The following is a 24250-nucleotide window of genomic DNA, read 5'->3' as shown; positions in this document are numbered from 1 at the left end:
ATACACAAAATGCTGGCCTGGCTCACTTTTTTACAACGAATTACGAAAGCCCAACATGACCGGGTACAACCGAGCAGGGATCCTGGTGAATGATGACGTCTGAACCAGGAAAACGCTGCAAAATCGCCTGCTCGACCTGCTCAGCAATAACGTGAGCCTGTACCAGTGGCAGGTTGTCTTCCATTTCAATATGAATCTGTATAAAGCGGGTCGGCCCTGACTGCCGCGTTCGAAGATCGTGTGCACCGCTGACGCCGGGCCAGGAGGTCACGATAGAAAAAATTTCATTACGTTCTGAGTCCGGTAGGGCGCGGTCAAGCAGTGATTGCACCGCTTCATACCCCATCCGCAGGGCGCTATATAAAATATAGATACCAATCCCTAACGCAAACAACGCATCGGCGCGATGCCAGCCATACCAGGCCAGACCGAGCGCAATAAGAATAGCCCCATTCATCATAACATCAGATTGATAATGAAGCATATCCGCCCGTACAGCCTGGCTTTGCGTTTTGCGAACAACCCAGCGCTGGAACGTTACCAGAACAAGGGTGCATATAAGCGCGACTATCGTCACAACGACGCCCACGCCGGGATCGTTCATCGGTGTTGGCGAAACGAGATGCTGAATGCCGGTTAAAAACAGGAACAGCGCAGAGCCGGAAATGAACATACTTTGCGCCAGCGCGGCCAGCGACTCCGCTTTGCCGTGCCCAAACGTGTGCTCTTCGTCCGCTGGCTGCAGCGAGTAACGCACCACCAGCAGGTTGGTCAACGAGGCGGCAATATCCATCAGCGAGTCCACCAGCGCCGCCAGAATACTGACCGAGCCGGTATACCACCACGCAAAGATTTTAATCAGTAACAGGCTGGAGGCCATGACGGTCGCCGCAATGGCGGCCCGGCTGACCAGTCTTCCATAGGATTGATTCATAAACGCTCCTGTCATGTTATGCCGCTAGTATAACGGAAGCATGGGGAGTCAAAGGATGAATAAACGGTTAACAGACGAGATGCGGGGCAAAAAAAAACCCCCACATCATGTGGGGGAAGACAGGGATGGTGTCTATGGCAAGGAAAACAGGGTTTACTGGTTACTACGGGTACTGCTATTGCTACTGAAAAACGTCGTTTCTGAGCTTCGCTGCATCCGTGCAACCTCTCGCAGCTGATCCATACGCTGCTGATGTCTGGTGTTCAAAACCGCTTGCTGCTCGGGCGTTAGCAGATGGAACATCTGGTTGCGGACCTTTGCCATCTCTACCTGGCGGGCAACCTGTTCCTGTGCCATTTTTTCGGCCTGAGCGCGTACAGCGCTTTCGTCAAAATTTTCTGCGGTGACAAGGCGATGCATTGTCTCCATTTCGCTAACATTAACAGGGGGCTGGTCGTGTCTTGCCCTCTGCATCAGATCTCGCATCTGTTGACGCTGATGTTCGGTTAAACTTATGCCGTCAAACATATGGCTTTGGCTGCTGTTCTGCGTTGCGCCCTCTTGTAAGGGACTGTTATCGCTGATGATAGCTTCAGCAGCCTGGCTAAACGCACTGAACGCCAGCGTTGAGGCCATGACGGCAGCGGTAACTTTGCGCATCACTTGCTCCCAAAAATCTTTCGTGTCGCGATTCAACGAGAGACAGTCTACGATTCAGGCTGCAAACATGCGTCAGGGGGTGTAAAACAACGTAAAGTCATGGATTAGACAGCCTTGATGTCGTAATTTCTGCCTCGGAGGTATTTAAACAATGAATAAAATCCTGTTAGTTGATGATGACCGAGAGCTCACATCCCTTTTAAAGGAGTTGCTCGACATGGAAGGTTTCAACGTCCTGGTTGCCCATGATGGCGAGCAGGCGCTGAGTCTCCTTGACGACAGCATCGATTTACTTTTGCTCGACGTGATGATGCCGAAGAAAAACGGTATTGATACGTTGAAAGAACTTCGCCAGACACACCAGACTCCCGTAATCATGCTGACCGCGCGCGGCAGTGAACTTGATCGCGTACTCGGCCTTGAGCTAGGCGCGGATGACTATTTACCAAAGCCGTTTAATGACCGTGAACTGGTTGCCCGTATTCGCGCTATCCTGCGTCGTTCCCACTGGAGCGAACAGCAGCAAAATACCGACAACAGCTCACCTACTCTAGAAGTCGACTCCCTGAGCCTCAACCCGGGCCGTCAGGAAGCGAGCTTTGATGGCCAGACGCTGGAACTAACCGGCACGGAGTTCACCCTGCTATATCTGCTGGCGCAGCACCTCGGCCAGGTGGTTTCGCGTGAACATCTAAGCCAGGAAGTGCTGGGCAAACGCCTCACCCCGTTTGACCGCGCTATCGACATGCACATCTCTAACCTGCGCCGTAAGCTGCCTGAGCGTAAAGACGGTCACCCATGGTTTAAAACCCTGCGTGGTCGCGGTTATCTGATGGTTTCCGCTTCATGATAGGAAGCTTAACCGCCCGCATCTTCGCCATCTTCTGGCTGACGCTGGCACTGGTTTTAATGCTCGTACTGATGTTGCCAAAACTCGACTCACGCCAGATGACGGAGCTTCTCGACAGCGAGCAACGTCAGGGCGTGATGATCGAGCAACATGTTGAAGCCGAGCTGGCAAACGATCCGCCGAACGATTTAATGTGGTGGCGCAGGCTGTTTCGCGCTATCGACAAGTGGGCCCCGCCCGGACAACGCCTGCTGCTGGTGACCAGCGAAGGCCGCGTCATTGGTGCCGATCGTAATGAAATGCAGATTATCCGCAACTTCATTGGCCAGGCGGATAACGCCGATCATCCCCAGAAGAAGAAATATGGCCGCGTAGAGATGGTGGGGCCTTTCTCCGTCAGGGACGGAGAGGATAATTATCAGCTCTACCTGATTCGCCCCGCGAGCAGCTCCCAGTCCGACTTCATCAACCTGCTGTTTGACCGCCCTCTCCTGCTGCTGATTGTTACTATGCTGGTCAGCTCGCCGCTGCTGTTATGGCTGGCGTGGAGCCTGGCAAAACCGGCGCGTAAGCTGAAGAATGCCGCCGATGAGGTGGCACAGGGTAACCTGCGACAACACCCTGAACTGGAAGCCGGACCGCAGGAGTTCCTTGCCGCCGGGACCAGTTTTAACCAGATGGTGAGCGCTCTCGATCGCATGATGACCGCACAGCAGCGCCTGCTGTCGGATATCTCGCACGAGCTGCGCACCCCGCTAACGCGCTTACAGCTTGGCACCGCGCTGCTGCGCCGCCGCAGCGGGGAAAGCAAAGAGCTGGAACGTATCGAAACCGAAGCTCACCGCCTGGACAGCATGATCAACGATCTGCTGGTCATGTCCCGCAATCAGCAGAAAAACGCGCTGGTTAGCGAAACGGTGAAAGCGAATCACCTCTGGCACGAGGTGCTGGACAACGCGGCATTCGAAGCAGAGCAGATGGGTAAATCCTTCACCGTCAACTTCCCGCCGGGCCCGTGGCCGCTCTACGGTAACCCCAACGCGCTGGAAAGCGCGCTGGAGAATATCGTGCGTAACGCCCTGCGCTACTCGCATACGAAGATTGAGGTGGCGTTCTCGGTGGATAAAGACGGGATCACCGTCATTGTCGACGACGACGGTCCTGGCGTCAGCCCGGAAGATCGCGAGCAGATTTTCCGTCCGTTCTATCGTACCGATGAGGCGCGCGACCGGGAATCCGGCGGCACGGGGCTGGGTCTGGCGATTGTGGAAACCGCCATGCAACAGCACCGCGGCTGGGTCAAAGCCGACGACAGCCCGCTGGGTGGGCTACGGTTAACGCTGTGGCTACCATTGTACAAGCGTTCGTAACCCCCTCACCCTAACCCTCTCCCCGAAGGGGAGAGGGCCGGGATGAAGGACACTACTTACCCCACAATCTCCGGGAGTTATCTTCGATTCTGCTGCTTAAACGTCGCTTCTGCATCGTTCTTGTCCAGCTGGTCGATAGCCCCGCCGCCGACAGCAGGCGATGATACTGCTCGTCATCAAACGGCATATGCCAGGCAATGGCGCAGGCGTCGTAAACAGACACCTCACTCAGGCGTGATACCAGCTCGAGCTGCGCATCTGCTGAGACCTGCCCTGCCAGCACCACCCGGTACAGCCAGCCGGTTTTACCCACGCTTTGCATCTGAGCCGACATGTCATGAATACCGAAATGGAAGTTGAGCTTGAAGCACGGCGAGCGCGGCTGCGTCACCTGGATCAGGGCATCGCCCCAGCGGTAGATATCACCAATAAACACGTTCTTTTCGGTGAGCCCTTCAGTGGAGAGATTCTCGCCAAACGCGGGGGCAACGAAGAGATCCGCCTGTTCGGGGAACTCGTTTTTCCAGTACTGATAGTGTTCGCGCGGATAGTGGCACAGCGCGCGCTCGAGCCCGCCGTGGATTTTCTTTTCTGCCTGCTCGTCACCCGCAAGCCCGAGGTCGGTTAACGTCAGCTCACCGTCGACCTGAATTTTGGCGATGGCGCTCGGGCGGCTGCCGTCGTACTCCCTTACCTTGCCTGTAAATACATTCACCGGATAATGCATCGCTGCCTCCATTACGCAGATACAAAAAAAGCGAGCCATCAGACTCGCTTCTCACAGGCGTCAATGCAACCTTATTTTTTAGCGGCGAAACGTGCTGCTGCTTCGTCCCAGTTAACCACGTCCCAGAAGGCTTTGATGTAATCCGGGCGACGGTTCTGGAATTTCAGGTAGTAAGCGTGTTCCCACACGTCCAGACCCAGGATTGGGAAGCCGGATGCGCCAGAGATCGCTTCACCCATCAGCGGGGAGTCCTGGTTAGCAGTAGAAACAACCGCCAGTTTGTCACCTTTCAGTACCAGCCACGCCCAGCCGGAGCCGAAACGGGTTGCAGCGGCTTTCTCGAACTCCGCTTTGAAGTTGTCAACGGAACCGAAGTCGCGCTCGATAGCCGCTTTCAGGTCGCCCTGCAGGGTGGTACCGGTTTTCAGGCCTTTCCAGAACAGGCTGTGGTTTGCGTGGCCGCCCGCGTTGTTACGCAGCACGGTTTTCTTGTCCGCTGGCAGCTGGTCCAGCTTGGTGATCAGCTCTTCAACAGGCAGGTTAGCGAACTCTGGCAGGCTTTCCAGCGCGGCGTTCGCGTTGTTCACGTAGGTCTGGTGATGTTTAGTGTGATGGATTTCCATCGTCTGCTTGTCGAAATGCGGTTCCAGTGCGTCGTAGGCATACGGCAGGGATGGCAGTGTATAACTCATAATCCTCTCCATTATTGTCGGGCGGCACAGCTGTTAATGCCGCGTAAGCAGTTGGTTCATTATAGTTAATTAAATGATATTGAAAATGATTATCAATGCCGTAGTTTTTATAAGGTTATTCATTTTTTGACCAACGCCGGAATAGTGAGTGGGTTCAGAGCGTTAATGGACTTCCAGCGCCTTATTGCCTGCCGCAATCTCCTCCCTGCTGCTGAGCGTAAACGCCGACACCACCGTAATCGCCAGCACGAAACAGCCCAGCATCAGGTATGTCTCCTGGAAACCGATCCGGTCATACATATTTCCGGCAAACGCGGAGAGGAAGATCGCTGCCGACTGTTTGGCAAACTGGAAGCCTATCAGGTAGATAGTCGCCGAAAGACGCGTATCAAACACCCCGGTGATGTACTTGAAGGCCCCCACCAGCAGGAACGGCACCTCCAGCGCGTGCAGCATCTTCAGGGCAATCACTTCTACGGCGGTGGTGGCAAACGACGAGCCGATAATGCGCGTCGCCATAATCACCCCGGCGATGAGCAGCGTGTTTTTCGCGCCGATGCGGTTAATGATCCACGGTGAACAAAACATGATGATCGCGTTGCAGATTTCCCCGGCAGTGGTCGCAAAACCAAAGGCGCGAGTGCCCTCCTGCGGCGTGGCGAAGAACGTTTTGAAGAAGGTAGCAAACTGCTGGTCAAAGACGTCATAGACGCAGGCCACGCCAATCACGTACAGAATAAACATCCACATCCTGCGCTGACGGAACAGGCTAAAGACCGTTTTCGCGGTGATCTGCGGCTGGTTGGCACCCAGCGCATTCATCACCTGCGCCGTCTGGTTAGGTTTTGGCTTCGCGACCACCAGCAGCAGCATCAACAGCAGCGCCGCCGCCGAACCCATCCAGAAAACATACGACGGATCGATGCCGAACAGGATCCCGCCCGTGGAGGCGCACAGCCCCCAGCCGAGGCAGCCAAACATGCGCGCCTTACCGTACTCAAAGAAACTGTTACGGCTCACGCGTTCAATGTACGCCTCAATGGCCCCTGAGCCCGCCGAAAAGACAAAGCCGATATACATGCCGCCGCTCAGCGCGCCCAGCCAGATGTTAGCTTTCAGTAACGGCGCAAAGACGTAGAGGAAGAAAGGGGCAAACAGGAACAGCAGCACGGAGATGATCCACAGCAGGTGTTTTTTTAGACCCAGTTTATCCGAGATCACCCCAAGCACCGGCTGGAAGGCAATGGCCGAGAGTGAGATGCAGGAAAAGACGATGCCGGTATGGGTTTTGTTCAGGCCGATGATATCCGACAGCCAGATCGGCAGGAACGGAAAGCAGGTGGCCATGATGAAGAAGTAGAGAAAGAAGAACAGCCCGAAGATCCAGAAGTTAGGGTTGTCTTTGTGGGTACAGGTTGTTGTGTTCATTATTTTTATCCTCAACGGAGGGCCGGCTGTCCGGCCCGTCACCTTTACACGCGTTCAACGCCAATCAGAACGGCGGTTTCCGGATCCAGAATCGGCAGCGCAATGCCCGCCTGCATCAGCCACTCGCCGCTCGCCGTTTGCGGTGTTTCCATCCATGCCGGCAGCTTGCGCATGGTATGGCCTCCTTCACCGGTAATGTGAATATCAGGGTGATCGAGCAGCGAAATACGATACTGCGCGCTGGGCTCAAGCCCCGGCATGCGCAGCGGCATCATCAACGTGTAGTCCGGCATGGCGAGCTGGCTGACGATAAACAGCCCCTGCGTTTTATCTTCGCTCACAATACCCTGTGCCAGCGTACTGGCATCCGGCATATCCACGCGCCATTGTGTGCCCTGATGAATAACCTCGCGCCACTGCCTGTACAGCGCGGCGTAACGGCGATAGCCTTCGCGCTCCTTCTCATCGACGGTGAGGGGATCAAGTTCCAGCCCCATATGGCCAAACAGCGCCGTTAGACCGCGAAATTCAATGCTGTGCTGGCGGAAGGTGGCGTGACATTTATGATGACCGATATGCGCCCCCATCACCTCAGGCGGAAAGAAATAGCTCATGCCGCGCTGGATGGTGTTGCGCTCCAGCGCATCGTTGTTGTCCGAAGCCCAGAATCGGTGGCAGCGCGTCAGCACCTCATAATCAATGCGCCCCCCGCCGGATGAGCAGGATTCAAATTCGATGTGCGGAAAACGTTCACCCAGCACGTCCAGCAGGCGATAAAACTGGCGGGTTTGCGCGTCAGCGGCGGCCTTCCCGTCGTGACCCGGCTGTACCAGCTCACGGTTCATGTCCCACTTCACGTAGTCGACTTCATGTTCACCCAGAAGCCAGCTCATGCGTTCCACAAGATAATCAAATGCTTCCGGGATACTCAGATTGAGCACCAGCTGGTGCCGCCCGGTGTGTTGTTTGTAGCCCGGCAGTGCCAGCATCCAGTCAGGGTGCGCGCGGTACAGATCGGAATCCGGGTTGATCATCTCCGGCTCAACCCAGATGCCAAACTCCATACCGAGCCGTTTGACGTGGTCGATCACCGGCGTCAGGCCGTTCGGGTATTTTTTCTCATCCAGATACCAGTCGCCCAGCGCGGCATGGTCGTCATTACGGCCTTTGAACCAGCCGTCGTCAATGATGAAGCGCTCCACGCCCAGGGCGGCAGCCTCGTCGGCCATGCGCATGATGTAGTCCGGATCGTGGTTGAAGTAGATCCCTTCCCAGGTATTGAGGTGCACCGGGCGCGGTTTGTTTTCCGGGAAGCGGATAACGTTGTTGCGCAGGTAGCGATGAAACGGCTGGCTCATGCCGTTCAGGCCATGCGTGGAATAGCTGGCATACAGGCGCGGCGTCCAGAGCGTATCGCCCTCCTCAACCGCCATTTCGCCCGGCAGGTAGAGGGCTTCAGCCTGCAGATAGCGGCGGCCGTCGGTTTTGGCTTCCGCACGCAGGCGGTGGTTGCCGCTCCAGCCCAGATGCACGCCCCAGACGTCGCCGTGCATTTCGCTGAACGACGGCGTCCCGGCAATCAGCGCCGGGAAGTGCTCGTGGGAGGTTTTACCCCGACGGTTTTCAATCACGAAGCTGTCGTGTTCAAGCTTTACGCGGTGCGGCTGAAATTCCCTGATCCAGCGTCCGTGGAAGGCCATCACCTCCTGCGCGCGTTCGGCCACCGGCAGCGTGACGGCGAAACGGTCCACCTGCCAGGGGATCGCTTTCAGGTTCGTTAAACCGTGACGAACCACCAGCACACCGCTGGCATCCAGCGCCAGTTCACTGGTCAGACGCAGGCCCGCATGTTCATCTTCCGCCGTCACCGTCAGGGTTTGTCCTGACTGCTGTACGTCTGTGGTGGTGAACATGGGTGAACCGTCCAGCCCCTGCCGATGCCCCTCAATGCCGGGAGCACCAAACAGACCGTGCCCCAGCTCGGCCATCAGCGTGACCGGGGAGTCGACGTCAAGCCTGCCGTTAGCAACAGGGCGCGCGAGCATAGCAACATCCTGTGGCGAAAAGTGCTGAAGGTGCGGCCCCCAGTAGAGAATTTCGGCGAACGGGTACGTTTTGATCACCACGTCTACCGTGTTGCTTTCAAGTCGTAAAACGGAATCTTGCATCAGACATCTCCTGTCATCGGGATGATCTGAGTGTTGATCCGAAACGTTTCGGATACAAACCAAAACGTTTCGGTTTTGTGATCGGCTTTAGAAAATGGAGAGATTTAGGCCGTCTGGCCGGGAGAGAATTCGGGCTGCCAGAGCACCTGAAGCCGTTCAATATCGTCGCCGTTAATCAGCTGACGCACCATATCGGCAATCTGTTTCCCGACGCCCTGGCGGGTGGACTGGATCACTGCCGCCACGTCGGCATCGACGATACTGTCCTGCGGGAGCCCGTCATAAACAACCAGCGCAACGGCGCTCTCGCCGGTCAGACGGCCCAGCTCTGCCAGCGCCATCGCCGCGCCGTCACCGTGAGTATTGCAGTCGGTAATGATGGCCGTGGGCGGCTGCGACAGCGAGAGAAGCTCTTTCGTGGTGGCATAACCCACGCGGCGCGAAGGGGGCATGGCGCGCAGCCATTCGCTGGAAAGCCCGGCTTCCCGCAACGCGTCCAGATAGCCCTGACGACGCTGGGTGATGAATGCCTGATTGTTGCTTTCGCCCAGTAGGGCAATGCGCTGATGGCCTTTCCCTATTAGCCAGCGTGTAGCATTGTACGTACCGGCATAGTTGTCGAAGTCGAACCACGCGTACGGCTGCGGTAGCTGACTGCGACCAAGCGCCAGAAAGGGAAATCCAGCGGCCTGCAGCTGCTCAAGTCGCGGATCGCGATCCAACGTGTGGGCCACAATCAGCGCATCCACGCGGCGGCTTTGCACCATGCGCATATAGCTGTGCTTATCCGCCAGATCGTCGTCGGCGATAAGCAATAAGTCGATCTCATGTCGCGCCAGTTCGTGGCTAATTTCGCCGACCATGTCCATAAATACGCTGTTATTGAGCGGAACAGGATGGACCGGGAACACCAGCCCAACGGCATCAATTTTGCCCATCTTTAGGCGGCGGGCGAAGGTATTAGGCCGATAGCCGCGTCGCTGGGCTTCCGCTTCTACGCGAGCGCGCGTCTCGGCGGAGACGTCGTCATATCCGTTGAGGGCGCGGCTGACGGTGGTGACTGACAGCCCCAGTTCTTTGGCAATGGCTTTAAGCGACATGAGTTTCCGTATCTCTGTTAGTTTTGTTCCGCCACCAGCAGCGCGTAAGTGTCTGGCTCCAGGGCCTTGAAGATGTGCGGCTGGTCGGCGGGATAACAAATGTAATCCCCTGCGCCGAGCTCTTCCGCCGCGTCGAGCAGGCCGACCAGCGCCCGGCCCTGCGTCACAATAATATGTTCAACAGAGCCCGGCGGATGCGGCTGAGAAATACGATCTGCGCCCGGTTGGGTCATCAGAAGATAGACATCGCGCCGCGCGCCGGGTGGGCATGCCGCCAGTAAAATGGCTTCATAATTAGCCTGTCCGGCGACCACTTTTGTCCCTTCACCACGGCGGATCACCTGCGTGGTCGGCAACTGCGGCTCAAGCAGGCGGGCGAAAGGAATATCCAGCGCCACGCAGAGCGACCACAGCGTTTCCAGGCTAGGGTTACCGTTGCCGGACTCCAGCTGGGAAAGCGTGGATTTAGCGATCCCGGCACGGCGGGCAATTTCCGCCAGCGAAAGCCCGGTGCGCAGACGTTCCCGCACCAGACTTTTAGCGATCAGGCTGATTGGCTGCGTCATATAACGGCCTCTTGTTCTATAAAACGAACGAATCGTTCGCCTTGAAAATCAGTTTCGTTGCGTTCATTATAATGGATACACGTTCGATATGGCTAAAAATGTATGAAGCAATATCTCTCTTGTCTGAAAGGCGACACCATAAAAGCAATCATCCTGGTCTGCCTCGCGGTGGGCGTGGTGGGAATGTCCTACGGCTCGCTGGCGATGGCCTACGGTTTCCCGGTCTGGGTGCCGTTTGTGCTCTCCATCACCGTACTCGCGGGCGCGTCAGAGTTTATGTTTATCGGCATTGTAGCAAGCGGCGGTAACCCGCTGGCGGCTGCAGCCGCGGGTTTGCTGGTAAACGCGCGCCACGTGCCGTTTGGCGTGACGGTGCGAGAACTGGTCGGTAAGCGCGGTCTGAGCCTGTTGGGCTGCCACATCATGAACGACGAAAGCGTGGTGTTTGGCCTGTCGCAAAAAACCGCCGAGCAGCGTAAAGCCGCCTACTGGCTGTGCGGTTTAGGCGTCGCCATCGTCTGGCCGCTTGGCGCGCTGCTGGGTGCCATGGTCGGCAAACTGCTGCCGGACCCGGAAACCATAGGCCTGGATGCGGTATTCCCGGCGATACTGCTGGCATTAGTGGTTCCCGCATTTAAAAACCGCACCACGCTGATACGCGCCTGCAGCGGTGCCGTTCTGTCGCTGGCCGCGGTGCCGTTTGCCCCCGTAGGTCTGCCGGTACTGCTCTCTTTACTCGGTCTTGCCGCGAGGAAAAAATAATGGAAAACATGACGTTCTTTATTCTCGGCATCGCCATTTTGTCTGCGGGAACCTATTTGATGCGTCTTGGCGGAGCGAAACTGGGCAGCAGGCTGGCATTGTCAGAGCGTTCACAGGCGCTGCTGTCAGATGCGGCAACGGTATTGCTGTTTTCCGTGGCGCTGGCGACCACGTTTTATGAGGGTGACCACTTTGCCGGCATGGCGCGCGTGCTGGGCGTGGCGTTTGCAGTGTTTTTGGCCTGGCGAAAGATGCCGTTAATTGTGGTGATCGTAGCGGCGGCAGTGGTAACCGCGCTGCTGCGCGTGGCGGGCATAAACTAAAAAAGCGCCCCGGGGGCGCTCTTTCGACGATTGGACAGCTTATTTAGTCAGTTCAGCGGTCATGTGTACGCGGTTACCTGAGAACGCCTGGGTAATTTTGTACGATGACGCGCCGGCTTCCTGAGCCTGAGCCGCGATTTTAGCTTCTGCGCCATCAATGGTAGAGGCGGTTGCGGTTACGGTCTGTGCAGCGAAAGAACCGAAAGAAGTAGCCAGAGCGATTACAGCGACAAAAGTTTTGATGCTTTTCATGATATAAACCCTTTCATTAAGTTGTTTTGGTAAGGCACCGTGCCTTGATGAGATAAATACTAGACCTCATCATGATCAACTAAAAGCGGAAGGATTTGCTATTATCATTCAAAATTACTGATCAACTATCAATCGTTGTGGATGGGTATAAATCGTCGCCCTTCCCGGCTTGCAGAAGCCCACCAGCGTCAGGTTGCAGCGCTCCGCCACCTTCACCGCCAGCGTTGTTGCGGCTGAGACCGCAAACAGAATTTCCACACCGCACATGGCGGACTTTTGCACCATCTCGTAGCTGGCCCGGCTGGAAACGAGTGCTGCCCCCTGCTTCCAGACCTCACTTTCACGAGCCCGGCGACCGAGCAGCTTATCCAGCGCCACGTGGCGGCCAACGTCCTCATGTCCCCCGGCAATATCCCCCGACGGCAACACCCATGCCGCCGCGTGCGTGCAGCCGCTCAGCTGGCCGATGGGCTGTACATCATTCAGGTGCTTAAGCGCATGGTCGAGGTGCGCCAGATTAAAGGTCTGAGTAAACGGCAATGGCGCAACGGGTTTACCAATATCATTGAGCTGCTCAACGCCACACACGCCGCAGCCGGTACGCCCGGCCAGCGCGCGACGGCGCTCTTTCAGCCCCATAAAGCGGCGGCTGGAGAGTTCGATTTGCACTTCAAGACCGTTGCAGGCCTGCACCACGTCCATACCGTAGATCTCCTGCGGATTCTCGATGATGCCTTCCGAGAGGGAAAAACCGATGACGAACAGCTCAAGATCTTTTGGAGATGCCATCATCACCACATGCGAGATGCCGTTGTAAACGAGCGCAACGGGTACTTCTTCCGCCAGAAAATCGGGTATGGCATCGGTTATGTGGGGCGGTCGGTGTACCGACAGTTCCACAATGCCGGCAGGCAGGGGTGACGAGTGGAGATCACGGTTTTGTTTAGACACAGCGGTATTCCTGAACAACCACGGAGGTGAGCGTGCTATTGCAGCATAAACCACAGGCTGTACGCATAGTATGGATCAACTTTTCGACAACCATTCTCCTACTCATTTAGCAGGGGTGCAACCTGCCACCGGCTACACCGCTTTAACATGCAGAGCCGTTAATGTGATCAATGTCACACTTTATAATCAACATGGTGATAATACGTTCACTTTGTATTAACGCCATTAGAACAGCGGTACCGACAATGTGGTATTCTGATGATATCCCTCGTGGAATTGAGGGATTAACGCAAATTTTTCTCTTTTGCGGTCAATTCTCAACCGCGAAGTCAAAACTACATATGTAAGCAATGTCGAAACAAGGAGTGACCCATGCAGGTCAGCAGAAGGCAGTTCTTTAAGATCTGCGCTGGCGGTATGGCAGGCACCACGGCAGCGGCACTGGGCTTTGCGCCCGGCGTAGCGCTGGCGGAAACGCGGCAGTATAAACTGCTGCGCACCCGTGAAACCCGTAATACCTGTACGTACTGCTCTGTCGGTTGCGGGCTGTTAATGTATAGCCTCGGCGACGGTGCTAAAAACGCCAAAGCGTCTATTTTCCATATCGAAGGCGACCCGGATCATCCGGTTAACCGCGGCGCATTGTGCCCGAAAGGGGCCGGTCTGGTGGACTTTATCCACTCCGAAAGCCGTCTCAAATTCCCTGAATATCGTGCGCCTGGATCCGACAAATGGCAGCAAATCAGCTGGGAAGAGGCGTTTGACCGCATCGCAAAACACATTAAAGAAGACCGCGATGCCAACTTTGTTGAGAAGAATGCCGACGGCGTCACGGTCAACCGCTGGCTCTCCACCGGGATGCTGTGTGCCTCCGCTTCAAGCAACGAAACCGGTTATTTAACCCAGAAATTTACGCGCGCACTCGGTATGCTCGCGGTCGACAACCAGGCGCGTGTCTGACACGGACCAACGGTAGCAAGTCTTGCTCCAACATTTGGTCGCGGTGCGATGACCAACCACTGGGTCGACATCAAGAACGCCAACCTCATTGTGGTGATGGGCGGTAACGCCGCTGAAGCGCACCCTGTCGGGTTCCGCTGGGCGATGGAAGCCAAAATCCACAACGGTGCGAAACTGATTGTGATCGATCCCCGCTTTACGCGTACTGCGTCAGTGGCGGATTTCTACACCCCTATTCGTTCAGGTACTGACATCACTTTCCTGTCAGGCGTATTGCTGTACCTGATGACCAACGAAAAATATAACCGCGAATACACCGAAGCCTATACCAACGCCAGCCTGATCGTGCGTGAGGATTACCACTTCGAAGATGGCCTGTTCAGCGGTTACGACGCCGAAAAACGCAAATACGACAAAACCAGCTGGAACTACGAGCTGGATGAAAAAGGCTTTGCGAAGCGCGACACCACCCTGCAGCACCCGCGCTGCGTGTGGAACCTGCTGAAAGAGCACGTTTCCCGCTACACGCCTGAGGTTGTCGAAAACATCTGCGGTACGCCGAAGGCGGACTTCCTGAAGGTGTGCGAGCTTATCGCCGAAACCAGCGCGAAGGACAAAACTGCGTCGTTCCTGTATGCCCTCGGCTGGACGCAACACTCCATCGGCGCGCAGAACATCCGCACCATGGCAATGGTTCAGCTCCTGCTCGGCAACATGGGGATGGCAGGCGGCGGCGTGAACGCCCTGCGCGGTCACTCCAACATTCAGGGTCTGACCGACCTCGGCCTGCTGTCTCAAAGCCTGCCGGGTTACATGAACCTGCCAAGCGAGAAACAGACCGACCTGCAAACCTACCTGACGGCCAGTACGCCTAAACCGCTGCTTGAAGGCCAGGTGAACTACTGGGGCAACTATCCGAAGTTCTTCGTCTCGATGATGAAAGCGTTCTTCGGTGATAAAGCGACGGCTGAAAACAGCTGGGGCTTTGACTGGCTGCCGAAGTGGGACAAAGGTTATGACGTTCTGCAGTATTTCGAGATGATGCACCAGGGCAAAGTGAACGGCTATTTGTGCCAGGGCTTTAACCCGGTGGCCTCGTTCCCTAACAAGAACAAGGTTGTTGAGTCGCTGTCGAAACTGAAGTTCCTGGTGACGATTGACCCGCTCAATACCGAGACCTCGACCTTCTGGCAGAACCACGGCGAATCGAACGACGTCGATCCGTCGAAGATTCAGACCGAAGTGTTCCGTCTGCCGTCAACCTGCTTCGCGGAAGAGAACGGGTCTATCGTTAACTCCGGACGCTGGCTGCAGTGGCACTGGAAAGGCGCGGACGCCCCGGGCATCGCCATGAACGACGGCGAGATCCTGGCCGGCATCTTCTTACGCCTGCGTAAGATGTATGCGGAAGAAGGCGGCGCGAACCCGGAACCCGTGCTGAACATGACCTGGAGCTACTCGACGCCGGAAAATCCTGCGCCAGAAGAAGTGGCGATGGAGAGCAACGGTAAGGCGCTGGCGGACGTTATTGACCCGGCCACCGGCACCGTACTGGCGAAGAAAGGCGATCAGCTCAGCACCTTCGCGCACCTGCGCGATGACGGTACCACCTCCAGCGGCTGCTGGATCTTTGCCGGTAGCTGGACGCCGAAAGGCAACCAGATGGCAAACCGCGATAACGCCGACCCGTCGGGCCTTGGCAATACGCTGGGCTGGGCATGGGCGTGGCCGCTCAACCGCCGTATCCTCTATAACCGCGCATCCGCTGACCCGCAGGGTAACCCGTGGGATCCGAAGCGTCAGCTTCTGAAGTGGGACGGCGCGAAATGGGGCGGCGTGGATATTCCGGACTACAGCACTGCCGCACCGGGCAGCGACGTCGGGCCGTTTATCATGCAGCCTGAAGGGATGGGACGCCTGTTTGCTATCGATAAGATGGCGGAAGGTCCGTTCCCGGAACACTATGAGCCGTTTGAGACGCCGCTGGGCACCAACCCGCTGCACCCGAACGTGGTCTCAAACCCGGCAGCCCGTATCTTCAAAGGCGACTTTGAAGCGCTGGGTAAAAAGGACAAGTTCCCGTACGTGGGCACCACCTACCGTCTGACCGAGCACTTCCACTACTGGACCAAGCACGCGCTACTTAACGCGATCGCGCAGCCGGAACAGTTTGTGGAGATCGGTGAGAAGCTGGCGAACAAGCTCGGCATTGCCCATGGCGATACCGTGAAGGTCTCCTCTAACCGTGGCTATATTAAAGCCAAGGCGGTGGTGACTAAGCGTATTCGCACGCTGAACGTTCACGGTCAGCAGGTGGATACCATCGGTATTCCGATTCACTGGGGCTATGAGGGCGTGGCGAAGAAAGGGTTCATTGCGAACACCCTGACGCCGTTCGTCGGTGATGCGAACACGCAGACGCCGGAGTTTAAGGCCTTCCTCGTGAACGTGGAAAAGGTGTAACGGAGACGACTTATGGCTTATCAATCTCAAGACATTATCCGTCGTTCCGCGACTAATGGTTTCACGCCCGCGCCTCAGGCGCGGGACCACCAGCAGGAAGTGGCGAAGCTTATCGACGTGACCACCTGTATCGGCTGTAAAGCCTGTCAGGTGGCCTGCTCTGAGTGGAACGATCTGCGTGACGAAGTGGGTCACAACGTCGGGGTGTACGACAACCCGGCGGACCTGACCGCCAAGTCCTGGACGGTGATGCGTTTCTCGGAAGTGGAGCAGAACGACAAACTGGAATGGCTTATTCGCAAAGACGGCTGTATGCACTGTGCGGATCCGGGCTGCCTGAAGGCATGTCCGTCAGAAGGGGCTATCATTCAGTATGCCAACGGCATCGTCGACTTCCAGTCCGAACAGTGCATCGGCTGCGGCTACTGCATCGCGGGCTGTCCGTTCGACGTACCGCGCCTGAACCCGGAAGACAACCGCGTCTACAAATGCACCCTGTGCGTTGACCGCGTAACCGTCGGCCAGGAACCTGCATGCGTGAAGACCTGCCCAACCGGCGCTATCCACTTTGGCTCCAAAGAGGATATGAAAACGCTGGCGGCAGAGCGCGTGGGCGAGCTGAAAACCCGTGGTTACGACAACGCGGGCCTGTACGATCCGGCCGGGGTTGGCGGTACGCACGTGATGTACGTGCTGCACCACGCCGACAAGCCGAATCTGTATCACGGTCTGCCGGAGAACCCGGAAATCAGCGCCACCGTGAAGTTCTGGAAAGGCATCTGGAAACCGCTGGCAGCGGTCGGTTTTGCTGCCACCTTCGCAGCGAGCATCTTCCACTACGTCGGCGTCGGTCCGAACCGCGCGGAAGAGGAAGACGACAACCTGCATGAAGAGAAAGACGAGGTGCGCAAATGAGAAAACGTGACACCATCGTGCGCTACACCGCGCCGGAACGCATCAACCACTGGGTCACCGCCTTCTGCTTCATGCTGGCGGCGATAAGCGGGCTGGGGTTCTTCTTCCCGTCCTTCAACTGGCTGATGCAGATCATGGGGACTCCACAGCTGGCGCGCATCCTGCACCCGTTTGTGGGCGTCATTATGTTCGCGTCTTTCATCATCATGTTTTTCCGCTACTGGCACCATAACCTAATCAATCGGGATGATATCTTTTGGGCGAAGAATATTCGTAAGATCGTCGTCAACGAGGAAGTGGGTGACACCGGGCGTTATAACTTCGGCCAGAAATGCGTATTCTGGGCGGCGATTATCTTCCTGGTCCTGTTGCTGGTGAGCGGCGTGATCATCTGGCGTCCGTACTTTGCGCCTGCTTTCTCAATCCCGGTGATCCGATTCGCGCTGATGCTGCATTCATTTGCCGCAGTGGCGTTAATTGTGGTTATCATGGTGCATATCTACGCCGCCCTTTGGGTGAAAGGCACCATTACCGCGATGGTGGAAGGATGGGTAACCAGTACGTGGGCGAAGAAACATCACCCGCGCTGGTACCGTGAAGTCCGCCAGAAACAGGAAAAGTCATCTGAATGAGTATTCGCATAATCCCGCAAGATGAGCTGGGGTCGAGCGAGAAACGCACGGCGGATTATATTCCGCCGTTGTTATTCCCCAGACTCAAGAACCTCTACAACCGCCGCGCAGAGCGTCTGCGCGAGCTGGCAGAGAACAACCCGCTGGGCGATTTTCTGCGCTTTGCCGCGCTGGTTGCCCACGCGCAGGAAGTGGTGCTGTACGACCATCCCCTGCAAATGGATCTGACCGCGCGTATCAAAGAAGCCAACGCGCAGGGCAAGCCGCCGTTGGACATTCACGTCCTGCCGCGCGACAAGCACTGGCAAAAGCTGCTGCATTCGCTGATTGCCGAGCTGAAGCCGGAGATGAGCGGAACCGCGCTGGCGGTCATTGAGAATCTGGAAAAAGCCTCTGACCTGGAGCTGGAAGAGATGGCGAGCGCGCTGTTTGCCTCCGACTTCGCTCTGGTGAGCAGCGATAAAGCGCCGTTTATCTGGGCTGCGCTGTCGCTTTACTGGGCCCAAATGGCGAGCCTGATCCCCGGCAAAGCTCGCGCCGAATACGGCGAGGCGCGCCAGTTCTGCCCGGTCTGCGGCTCCATGCCGGTATCGAGCATGGTGCAAATCGGCACCACTCAGGGGCTGCGCTACCTGCACTGCAACCTGTGTGAAACCGAGTGGCACGTGGTTCGCATCAAGTGCAGCAACTGCGAGCAGACCCGCGATCTGAACTACTGGTCGCTGGAAAATGAAGAAGCAGCAGTGAAAGCCGAAAGCTGCGGCGACTGTGGCACTTACCTGAAGATTCTGTATCAGGAAAAAGACCCGAAAGTCGAAGCGGTGGCCGACGATCTTGCCTCGCTGATTCTGGACGCGAAGATGGAGCAGGAGGGATTCGCCCGCAGCTCGATCAACCCGTTCCTGTTCCCGGGTGAAGGGGAATAACTCCCTGTGACAGTGCCGGGCGGCGCGTGCTTGCCCGGCCTGCAGTTCGACAGCATTACCCGCTGTCTTTCATGTCAGATGCTCTCCATTCTCGTTGAGAGACGCGTTATCGCCTTTGCGAGCCGCTTTCCAGATTGTTGCCCTCAACAATATTCTTGTTTTCTTTTGAATCAAACCAGGCTATAAAACTGTTTATCCATACAGTAAAAGGGAATTTTCATGGCGCTGGAACAGGGTATTGCACAGCTGATTCAGGGATTTATCGCTGCAGGGCGACCCTCGTCACGTCGCCAGAGCGTTGAGGTGCGACGAGCAGGCTATATTGCCAGCACGGGGCTTGCCGGGGAGACCGAAACGCGCGTACAGGTGGAGACGCTCGTTCTTGACGGTCTTACCATTCGGGTGTTTTCACCTCTCAATGCGCCTGAAATATTGCCTGCTGCCATTTACTATCATGGTGGATGTTTCATCAGCGGCGGCTTTGATACCCATGACAACCAACTCCGCCAGTTAGCCTGCTACGGCAATTGCCGGGTGATCGCGATTCAGTACAGGCTGGCCCCGGAGCATATTTTCCCCGCAGCACATGACGATGCGGAAAAAGGTGCAGATCTGGTCTGGCAATATGCGGACAAACTGGGCGTGGATAAAAACCGGATCACACTTTGCGGAGACAGCGCAGGAGGCCATCTTGCGCTGGTAACGTCATTGCGGCTCAACGCGAAAGGACGATGGAAACCCGCACAGCTCATTCTTATCTATCCCATGCTCGACGCCACCGCCAGTTTTGAAAGCTATGCCCTCAATGGCACGGATTACATTATTACCCGCGATACCCTGCTCAGCGGGTATGAAATGTACCTCGCCGACATCGACCGCCAGCATCCCGAAGCGAGCCCGCTGTGGCGCGATGATTTTTACGGACTTCCGCCAGTTCACATCATTACCGCAGAGTACGATCCGCTGTGCGATGAGGGAGAAATGTTATATCAGCATTTGACTGAGCAGGGTGTGAAGTGTACCGCTCAGCGCTGGCTGGGCGTCATCCATGGCTTCTTTCAGCTTGGCGGCGTTAGCCAGTCTGCGCGAGACGTTATGCGGGATATCGCCGGGCGGATTCAGCACGCCCGGATAACGTGAACAGAAGATTACTCCTCCTCGTTCCCACCCTCTTCATACGCGCCAAAAGGCTTCGCCGGAAGAACGATATAGGTGCCTTCAAACACCGCGCCCGGTGTTTTATCGCCAAATAGTTCAACCTGCATTTGTACGCGAGCCTTGCGGCCGCGTGCCAGGCGATCCAGATCGCCGCCCAGCGATCCCAGATCGGCCACCGCGCTCGGTTTACCGCTGATCGGTGCGCTATAGCGGATATGAGCATCAGCAAGAATGATGGTGCCACCCAGATGGCGCTCGCGCAGCATCAGCCAGATAAGTCCCCAGCCGGTGAGCGTGGCCAGTGAGAACAGACTTCCAGCAAAGAGGGTGTGGTGGGGGTTCTGATTGCCAGTTTCCGGCATGGTGGTAATAAATTTTTGTCCGGTGTACTGCTGAATGCGCACGCCCATTTTTTCGCTGAGCGGAATGTGCTGATACCAGGCCTGCTGCAGCTGTCCGCACCAGTCGGCGCGATGAAGAATATCATCCAGCGTGGCGATGGGTTTAATCATCAAAAAATGACGAATCGGGGTGGTTTGCGGGGTTGTGATTTCACCCTGATTCACAAAACCGAGTTTAGCGAAGAATTCCACGGCATCTTCGCGGGCGCTACAGGTAACGCGCTTAACGCCTTCCTGACGGGCGACGGATTCCAGGGTCATCGCCATTAGCGTCCCCAGACCTTTGTCCTGCACAGAGGGATGAACCGCCATAAAGCGAATAGACGCTTCGTTATCGGCGTTGATATACAAACGCCCGACGGCCACGAGGTTGCCCTCTTCGTCCATCACCATCTGATGGTGGGCCATCGCGTCCCAGGCGTCGCGCTCAGAGCCTTTTGGCTGATGTAATGGCTTGCGTAGCATTTCCCAGCGGAACTGGTAATAGGCTTCTAACTCTTCTTCCGTTTGCGGTACTCGAAGGTGATACATAGCTGTACTCTCTCTTGTTACCCGCGGCCATGCCGTAAGTATGCTCATACCTGGAGCCAGAATGTGACGGGGCCATCGTTCACCAGCGATACCTGCATATCTGCAGCGAATCGTCCGGTTTGCGTATTCATTTCCTGCTGGCGACAACGCTCAACAAAGTACTCGTAAAGTGCTTCTGCACGATCCGGCGCGGCGCCTTTCGAGAAACTCGGGCGCATGCCGCGCTCGGTATCCGCTGCCAGCGTAAACTGGGAAACCACCAGCACGCTGCCGCCCGCCTGCTGGACGTTCAGGTTCATCTTGCCTTCCGCATCGCTGAAAATACGGTAGCCCAGTACGCGCTCACACAAGCGGTTGGCTTTTTGCTCGTCGTCATCCTTTTCGACACCTAACAACACCAAAAGTCCTGGGCCAATTTCACCCGTCACCTCTCCCTCCACGGTGACGCTGGCACGGGTTACGCGCTGTATCAATGCAATCATGGTTGGTCTGCTTCTTGTTGTTTTTCAGCTTCTGCTGCTTTTTTAAGTTCGCGGTATACACCGAGAGTGACAGTTATTTCAGCACCAAGCAAGACGATACACCAGGTCCAGTAGACCCAGACAAACAAAATGGGGATCACCGCCAGCACGCCGTAAATCAGCTGATAGGACGGAAACATGGTGATGTAGAGGGCAAACCCTTTCTTACCGAGCTCAAAGAGCAATGCCGCCACCAGCGCCCCCACGACCGCATCGCGGTTGGGCACGCGCGTGGTCGGCACCACGCTATAGAGCAGCCAGAACGAGAGCCATGACAGGATCAACGGAAAGATGCGAAGCACATTATCAATAGCGCCGTTTAAATCACTCGCCCAGCGCAGGGAGAGCAGATAAGAACTGATTGCCAGGCTCGCCCCGGCCAGCAGCGGCCCCAGCGTGAGGATCATCCAGTACACGGCAAAAGAATAGACCTTTGGCCGCGCTTTTTTACTCCGCCAGATCGTGTTTAGCGCGTTATCGATGGCGTACATCAACAGCAGCGCGGTGATGATAAGACCGCACGCCCCCACTGCCGTCATCTTGCTGGAATTGGCAACAAACTGCTCAATGTAGTTCTGGATAACATCCCCGGTTGCCGGAATGAAATTCGCGAAGACAAAATGACGAAGCTGCACGCTGACGTCCGCAAACATCGGAAAGGCGGAAAACAGGGCAAAGATAACCGCCACCAGCGGCACTAACGAGAGCAATGACACGTAGGCGAGGTTACCCGCCAGCGTGGTCATATTGTCCTCATCAATCCGGTGCCAGAGCAGTTTCAGCCAGGCCCGCAGCGGGCGAGTATGGTGCGTGGCTTTTTGATGAACGGTTTTTAGCATAGCTGCTTCGCAAAGTAGTCAGGTATCGTCTCTTTTCCGGTCACCAGAATTGACGTAATACCCAACTGGTTAGCTCCCTCTATATTATCGGCGTTGTCGTCGAAAAAGACCGCATCGGCCGCGGTGAATCCTTCTGACTGCAGAACAGCCTGATAAATTCGCGCTTCAGGCTTACGCATGCCCATCTCCTGCGAGAGATAGATTTTATCAGCCGCCGCCTTAACTTCAGGGTATTCTTCAGGCCAGAACGTGGTATGCAGGCGGTTGGTATTTGATAGCACAACGACACCATGCCCCTGATCGCGCAGTTTGTGCATGATGTCGATCACTTCGGGCCGGATGGCGACAAATACCGCCTGCCAACCGTGGGAAAACTGTTCATAGCTTAACGAAAGCCCCATCTCCTGACAGAAACGTTCAGCGAACTCTTCATCGCTGATTTCGCCGCGTTCATGCTGGTGGAAAGTCTCGCCCATCGCGAAATTCTGCTTTAAGGTCGCCAGCGGCACGCGGCTAAAATCGCTCCATGCGCCCAACACGCGATTAAAATCGATATCGACGATGACGTTTCCTAAATCAAAGATATAAAGCATGTTTATCTCCTGCTCGCCGTGGAGAGGTAACTGTAGCGGGAAAGATAAAGTTTGGCTATGCACGAGATTCAGCTTAGAGGGAGCAGTATGAAGAACAAAAATTTAGCCAGGAAGATGATATTGGCTTACGGGCGATAGGCAGGGATGAGTTTTATTTAAGTTCGATTTTGCGAAGATATACGTTTTAGTTCATTCTGCAAAAAATTATAGAAAAACGCTTCCGTAATTTTTTTTCTCATCACCATATTCCCCCATTTTTGCCATGGCAATCCCATTTCGCGCGGCTTTGCTCGAAATCGCAACAAGCTCACTTTACTTAAATTTACATTTAGATACAAATGCTCTATTTATCTTCTTTTTTATAATGATAAGTTTACATTACTTTACACATGGAGCTGCACTTTCGTGAAGATTAAAAAGGGATACGTCCTCAGTGCCGTTTTAATAGCTTTACTCTGCGCTTTCGCTATTTATTCATACAATGCCTACCGATTTAAAAAAGCCAGCAGAGATATTTTATATCAACTCTCCAGCCAACTGATTGTGAAGCAAGGGCTTGAACCAAAACTTTCAACCCACCTCGTTTTTGATACGTTATATATCGACGGAAACATATCCAAAGATGATGACAAAATCATTGTGGGGCTTATCAGAAAAAATCTTATCCCTGTCAGAACGATATCCATAAACAGTGGTGGCGGCGATGTCGAAACTGCAATAAAAATAGCACAAGTTATTCATGATAAAGAAATTAACATTGAGGTCAGGCGATTATGCCTTTCTTCCTGTGCTAACTATCTTTTCCCAGCGGCAAAAAACAAAATCATCAATTATGGTTCCATTATTGGTTTCCATGGGTCGCCTAATTCTGATGACAATAAGTTAACAACTACGGTTAACGGAGAAATCAATACAGACACAACGATAACAGATCGCATTTTCTCAGAAATAAGAAAAACGGATAAAGCATTCTACAAAGATATAAATGTGTCATGGATGATGCCACTTTGCGGGCAAAAAGAAAATATTGGTGATCCAGACACAGGTCTGTCGACGTACAGCGAAAAGGATTTTACGCGTTTTGGCGTAAAAAACATTTCATTCACGGATGGTGAAATGGTATGGAAAAAGTCTATGGATATTATGGGTATACCTTTTGCTCACTATTGCAAGGAAAATTAATAATGCGTGAACTCAATGAAAGTGAATTAAGTAACGTCAGCGGTGCAGGAATGTGGGGTTCTATCGGTAGTGCGATTGGTGGGATGTTCGGTGGTGGTAGCGCTGGTTGTAATGGCAGCTATTCTCACACCAGCACCACTAACAAAGATGGTTCTCACTCTGAAAGCACATCCTTTAGCGGTGGTTGCTCGGTTAACGTTGGTGGTAAAAGCGGTGGTTCATCAAAAGGTAATGGTGGTTCGAAAAGTGGCGGTGGCCGCCAGGGTAATGATCACGGTAGACATTAATTCCTGAACCATTATAACTCATAGCCGCTGATATTTGGCGGCTATTTCCACCCCGCAAG

Annotated in this window: 25 protein-coding genes; 11 read left to right on the top strand and 14 right to left on the bottom strand. The window is 55.2% G+C overall.

The annotated features are described in order from the left end of the window. Positions 1 to 40: 40 nt before the first annotated feature. The gene (gene fieF / locus F0319_RS15960; protein ID WP_023309697.1) at positions 41 to 934 is read right to left on the bottom strand and encodes a CDF family cation-efflux transporter FieF; all 894 of its coding nucleotides are present in this window, start codon (positions 932 to 934) and stop codon (positions 41 to 43) included. Between the two features lie 153 nt (positions 935 to 1087). Beyond that, positions 1088 to 1594: a cell-envelope stress modulator CpxP gene (cpxP, locus tag F0319_RS15955; RefSeq protein WP_024909200.1), complete on the bottom strand. Its 507-nt coding sequence runs from the start codon at positions 1592 to 1594 to the stop codon at positions 1088 to 1090. A gap of 151 nt (positions 1595 to 1745) precedes the next feature. Between cpxP and cpxR the strand changes: the two genes are divergently transcribed. After that, positions 1746 to 2444, top strand: coding sequence for an envelope stress response regulator transcription factor CpxR (gene cpxR, locus F0319_RS15950; protein ID WP_006179159.1), 699 nt, complete (start codon positions 1746 to 1748; stop codon positions 2442 to 2444). Further along, the gene (gene cpxA, locus F0319_RS15945; RefSeq protein WP_045329509.1) at positions 2441 to 3814 is read left to right on the top strand and encodes an envelope stress sensor histidine kinase CpxA; all 1374 of its coding nucleotides are present in this window, start codon (positions 2441 to 2443) and stop codon (positions 3812 to 3814) included. Before cpxR ends, cpxA begins: the two co-directional genes overlap by 4 nt. A gap of 52 nt (positions 3815 to 3866) precedes the next feature. Here the strand turns inward: cpxA and yiiM are convergent, their stop codons facing one another. The 6 genes from yiiM to F0319_RS15915 all read right to left on the bottom strand — a co-directional run bounded on the left by yiiM (position 3867) and on the right by F0319_RS15915 (position 10495). Then, entirely contained in the window at positions 3867 to 4541 is a 675-nt protein-coding gene (yiiM, locus tag F0319_RS15940) for a 6-hydroxyaminopurine reductase (protein ID WP_149367368.1), read from the bottom strand. A gap of 71 nt (positions 4542 to 4612) precedes the next feature. Beyond that, on the bottom strand, positions 4613 to 5233 hold the full coding sequence (sodA, locus tag F0319_RS15935; protein ID WP_003861999.1) for a superoxide dismutase [Mn]: 621 nt from the start codon (positions 5231 to 5233) through the stop codon (positions 4613 to 4615). A 162-nt stretch (positions 5234 to 5395) separates the two neighbouring features. Beyond that, the gene (locus F0319_RS15930; protein WP_149367353.1) at positions 5396 to 6661 is read right to left on the bottom strand and encodes an MFS transporter; all 1266 of its coding nucleotides are present in this window, start codon (positions 6659 to 6661) and stop codon (positions 5396 to 5398) included. 44 nt (positions 6662 to 6705) lie between these two features. Further along, positions 6706 to 8829 carry an alpha-galactosidase gene (locus tag F0319_RS15925; RefSeq protein ID WP_149367352.1) on the bottom strand — a complete coding sequence of 708 codons (2124 nt, stop codon included), beginning with the start codon at positions 8827 to 8829 and terminating at the stop codon, positions 6706 to 6708. 104 nt (positions 8830 to 8933) lie between these two features. Then, a complete protein-coding gene (locus tag F0319_RS15920) occupies positions 8934 to 9929 on the bottom strand; it encodes a LacI family DNA-binding transcriptional regulator (protein WP_127732649.1) in 996 nt (331 codons plus the stop codon). A 17-nt stretch (positions 9930 to 9946) separates the two neighbouring features. Next, positions 9947 to 10495 carry a helix-turn-helix domain-containing protein gene (locus F0319_RS15915; protein ID WP_023309744.1) on the bottom strand — a complete coding sequence of 183 codons (549 nt, stop codon included), beginning with the start codon at positions 10493 to 10495 and terminating at the stop codon, positions 9947 to 9949. Between the two features lie 102 nt (positions 10496 to 10597). Between F0319_RS15915 and F0319_RS15910 the strand changes: the two genes are divergently transcribed. Further along, complete coding sequence (locus F0319_RS15910; RefSeq protein WP_149367351.1) at positions 10598 to 11257, top strand: AzlC family ABC transporter permease; 660 nt, start codon at positions 10598 to 10600, stop codon at positions 11255 to 11257. Continuing rightward, positions 11257 to 11580 (top strand): AzlD domain-containing protein, encoded by a 324-nt coding sequence (locus F0319_RS15905; RefSeq protein ID WP_111963949.1) that lies wholly within the window; start codon positions 11257 to 11259, stop codon positions 11578 to 11580. Before F0319_RS15910 ends, F0319_RS15905 begins: the two co-directional genes overlap by 1 nt. Positions 11581 to 11619: 39 nt before the next feature. Here F0319_RS15905 and F0319_RS15900 read toward each other — a convergent pair whose 3' ends face one another. Together F0319_RS15900 and fdhD are read right to left on the bottom strand one after the other, a co-directional pair. Next, on the bottom strand, positions 11620 to 11832 hold the full coding sequence (locus F0319_RS15900; RefSeq protein WP_023309747.1) for a YdgH/BhsA/McbA family protein: 213 nt from the start codon (positions 11830 to 11832) through the stop codon (positions 11620 to 11622). A 114-nt stretch (positions 11833 to 11946) separates the two neighbouring features. Continuing rightward, on the bottom strand, positions 11947 to 12783 hold the full coding sequence (fdhD, locus tag F0319_RS15895) for a formate dehydrogenase accessory sulfurtransferase FdhD (protein WP_149367350.1): 837 nt from the start codon (positions 12781 to 12783) through the stop codon (positions 11947 to 11949). A 372-nt stretch (positions 12784 to 13155) separates the two neighbouring features. On the opposite strand from fdhD, the gene fdnG reads away from it, so the two are divergent. The 5 genes from fdnG (at position 13156) to F0319_RS15870 (ending at position 19819) form a co-directional block, all read left to right on the top strand. Next, positions 13156 to 16206 carry a formate dehydrogenase-N subunit alpha gene (gene fdnG / locus F0319_RS15890; protein ID WP_149367349.1) on the top strand — a complete coding sequence of 1017 codons (3051 nt, stop codon included), beginning with the start codon at positions 13156 to 13158 and terminating at the stop codon, positions 16204 to 16206. A gap of 12 nt (positions 16207 to 16218) precedes the next feature. Continuing rightward, positions 16219 to 17121: a formate dehydrogenase subunit beta gene (gene fdxH / locus F0319_RS15885; RefSeq protein ID WP_008501831.1), complete on the top strand. Its 903-nt coding sequence runs from the start codon at positions 16219 to 16221 to the stop codon at positions 17119 to 17121. Next, positions 17118 to 17753 (top strand): formate dehydrogenase cytochrome b556 subunit, encoded by a 636-nt coding sequence (gene fdoI, locus F0319_RS15880; protein WP_008501832.1) that lies wholly within the window; start codon positions 17118 to 17120, stop codon positions 17751 to 17753. The genes fdxH and fdoI overlap by 4 nt, the downstream gene beginning before the upstream one ends. Further along, on the top strand, positions 17750 to 18679 hold the full coding sequence (gene fdhE / locus F0319_RS15875; RefSeq protein ID WP_023309751.1) for a formate dehydrogenase accessory protein FdhE: 930 nt from the start codon (positions 17750 to 17752) through the stop codon (positions 18677 to 18679). The genes fdoI and fdhE overlap by 4 nt, the downstream gene beginning before the upstream one ends. A gap of 219 nt (positions 18680 to 18898) precedes the next feature. Continuing rightward, positions 18899 to 19819: an alpha/beta hydrolase gene (locus F0319_RS15870; RefSeq protein WP_149367348.1), complete on the top strand. Its 921-nt coding sequence runs from the start codon at positions 18899 to 18901 to the stop codon at positions 19817 to 19819. Positions 19820 to 19827: 8 nt separating this feature from the next. Here the strand turns inward: F0319_RS15870 and fabY are convergent, their stop codons facing one another. From fabY to yihX, 4 genes are read right to left on the bottom strand one after another with little or no spacing between them, the layout of a single operon-like run. Beyond that, positions 19828 to 20769 (bottom strand): fatty acid biosynthesis protein FabY, encoded by a 942-nt coding sequence (gene fabY, locus F0319_RS15865; RefSeq protein ID WP_025759561.1) that lies wholly within the window; start codon positions 20767 to 20769, stop codon positions 19828 to 19830. A 44-nt stretch (positions 20770 to 20813) separates the two neighbouring features. Further along, positions 20814 to 21251: a D-aminoacyl-tRNA deacylase gene (dtd, locus tag F0319_RS15860; RefSeq protein ID WP_008501836.1), complete on the bottom strand. Its 438-nt coding sequence runs from the start codon at positions 21249 to 21251 to the stop codon at positions 20814 to 20816. Beyond that, positions 21248 to 22129, bottom strand: coding sequence for a virulence factor BrkB family protein (locus tag F0319_RS15855; protein WP_111963943.1), 882 nt, complete (start codon positions 22127 to 22129; stop codon positions 21248 to 21250). Before F0319_RS15855 ends, dtd begins: the two co-directional genes overlap by 4 nt. Then, positions 22123 to 22722: a glucose-1-phosphatase gene (gene yihX, locus F0319_RS15850; protein WP_149367347.1), complete on the bottom strand. Its 600-nt coding sequence runs from the start codon at positions 22720 to 22722 to the stop codon at positions 22123 to 22125. The genes F0319_RS15855 and yihX overlap by 7 nt, the downstream gene beginning before the upstream one ends. Positions 22723 to 23127: 405 nt before the next feature. On the opposite strand from yihX, the gene F0319_RS15845 reads away from it, so the two are divergent. After that, positions 23128 to 23904 (top strand): hypothetical protein, encoded by a 777-nt coding sequence (locus F0319_RS15845; RefSeq protein ID WP_058841944.1) that lies wholly within the window; start codon positions 23128 to 23130, stop codon positions 23902 to 23904. Between the two features lie 2 nt (positions 23905 to 23906). Further along, positions 23907 to 24191 carry a hypothetical protein gene (locus F0319_RS15840; protein WP_023309759.1) on the top strand — a complete coding sequence of 95 codons (285 nt, stop codon included), beginning with the start codon at positions 23907 to 23909 and terminating at the stop codon, positions 24189 to 24191. The last annotated feature ends 59 nt before the right edge of the window (positions 24192 to 24250 follow it).

Source organism: Enterobacter vonholyi, assembly GCF_008364555.1.
In the GTDB taxonomy this organism is placed as follows: Bacteria; Pseudomonadota; Gammaproteobacteria; order Enterobacterales; family Enterobacteriaceae; genus Enterobacter; species Enterobacter vonholyi.
This window is presented reverse-complemented; position numbering and strand designations above follow the sequence as displayed.

What these genes read in the sequence shown, in the direction of transcription:
- cpxR (WP_006179159.1), top strand. Translation starts at nt 1,746, where the DNA reads ATGAATAAAATCCTGTTAGTTGATGATGACCGAGAGCTCACATCCCTT.
- F0319_RS15855 (WP_111963943.1), bottom strand. Translation starts at nt 22,129, where the DNA reads ATGCTAAAAACCGTTCATCAAAAAGCCACGCACCATACTCGCCCGCTG.
- fabY (WP_025759561.1), bottom strand. Translation starts at nt 20,769, where the DNA reads ATGTATCACCTTCGAGTACCGCAAACGGAAGAAGAGTTAGAAGCCTAT.
- F0319_RS15920 (WP_127732649.1), bottom strand. Translation starts at nt 9,929, where the DNA reads ATGTCGCTTAAAGCCATTGCCAAAGAACTGGGGCTGTCAGTCACCACC.
- sodA (WP_003861999.1), bottom strand. Translation starts at nt 5,233, where the DNA reads ATGAGTTATACACTGCCATCCCTGCCGTATGCCTACGACGCACTGGAA.
- fdxH (WP_008501831.1), top strand. Translation starts at nt 16,219, where the DNA reads ATGGCTTATCAATCTCAAGACATTATCCGTCGTTCCGCGACTAATGGT.
- yihX (WP_149367347.1), bottom strand. Translation starts at nt 22,722, where the DNA reads ATGCTTTATATCTTTGATTTAGGAAACGTCATCGTCGATATCGATTTT.
- yiiM (WP_149367368.1), bottom strand. Translation starts at nt 4,541, where the DNA reads ATGCATTATCCGGTGAATGTATTTACAGGCAAGGTAAGGGAGTACGAC.
- F0319_RS15930 (WP_149367353.1), bottom strand. Translation starts at nt 6,661, where the DNA reads ATGAACACAACAACCTGTACCCACAAAGACAACCCTAACTTCTGGATC.
- fdhE (WP_023309751.1), top strand. Translation starts at nt 17,750, where the DNA reads ATGAGTATTCGCATAATCCCGCAAGATGAGCTGGGGTCGAGCGAGAAA.
- cpxA (WP_045329509.1), top strand. Translation starts at nt 2,441, where the DNA reads ATGATAGGAAGCTTAACCGCCCGCATCTTCGCCATCTTCTGGCTGACG.
- F0319_RS15840 (WP_023309759.1), top strand. Translation starts at nt 23,907, where the DNA reads ATGCGTGAACTCAATGAAAGTGAATTAAGTAACGTCAGCGGTGCAGGA.
- F0319_RS15925 (WP_149367352.1), bottom strand. Translation starts at nt 8,829, where the DNA reads ATGCAAGATTCCGTTTTACGACTTGAAAGCAACACGGTAGACGTGGTG.
- F0319_RS15915 (WP_023309744.1), bottom strand. Translation starts at nt 10,495, where the DNA reads ATGACGCAGCCAATCAGCCTGATCGCTAAAAGTCTGGTGCGGGAACGT.
- F0319_RS15910 (WP_149367351.1), top strand. Translation starts at nt 10,598, where the DNA reads ATGAAGCAATATCTCTCTTGTCTGAAAGGCGACACCATAAAAGCAATC.
- dtd (WP_008501836.1), bottom strand. Translation starts at nt 21,251, where the DNA reads ATGATTGCATTGATACAGCGCGTAACCCGTGCCAGCGTCACCGTGGAG.
- fdoI (WP_008501832.1), top strand. Translation starts at nt 17,118, where the DNA reads ATGAGAAAACGTGACACCATCGTGCGCTACACCGCGCCGGAACGCATC.
- cpxP (WP_024909200.1), bottom strand. Translation starts at nt 1,594, where the DNA reads ATGCGCAAAGTTACCGCTGCCGTCATGGCCTCAACGCTGGCGTTCAGT.
- fieF (WP_023309697.1), bottom strand. Translation starts at nt 934, where the DNA reads ATGAATCAATCCTATGGAAGACTGGTCAGCCGGGCCGCCATTGCGGCG.
- F0319_RS15905 (WP_111963949.1), top strand. Translation starts at nt 11,257, where the DNA reads ATGGAAAACATGACGTTCTTTATTCTCGGCATCGCCATTTTGTCTGCG.
- F0319_RS15900 (WP_023309747.1), bottom strand. Translation starts at nt 11,832, where the DNA reads ATGAAAAGCATCAAAACTTTTGTCGCTGTAATCGCTCTGGCTACTTCT.
- F0319_RS15870 (WP_149367348.1), top strand. Translation starts at nt 18,899, where the DNA reads ATGGCGCTGGAACAGGGTATTGCACAGCTGATTCAGGGATTTATCGCT.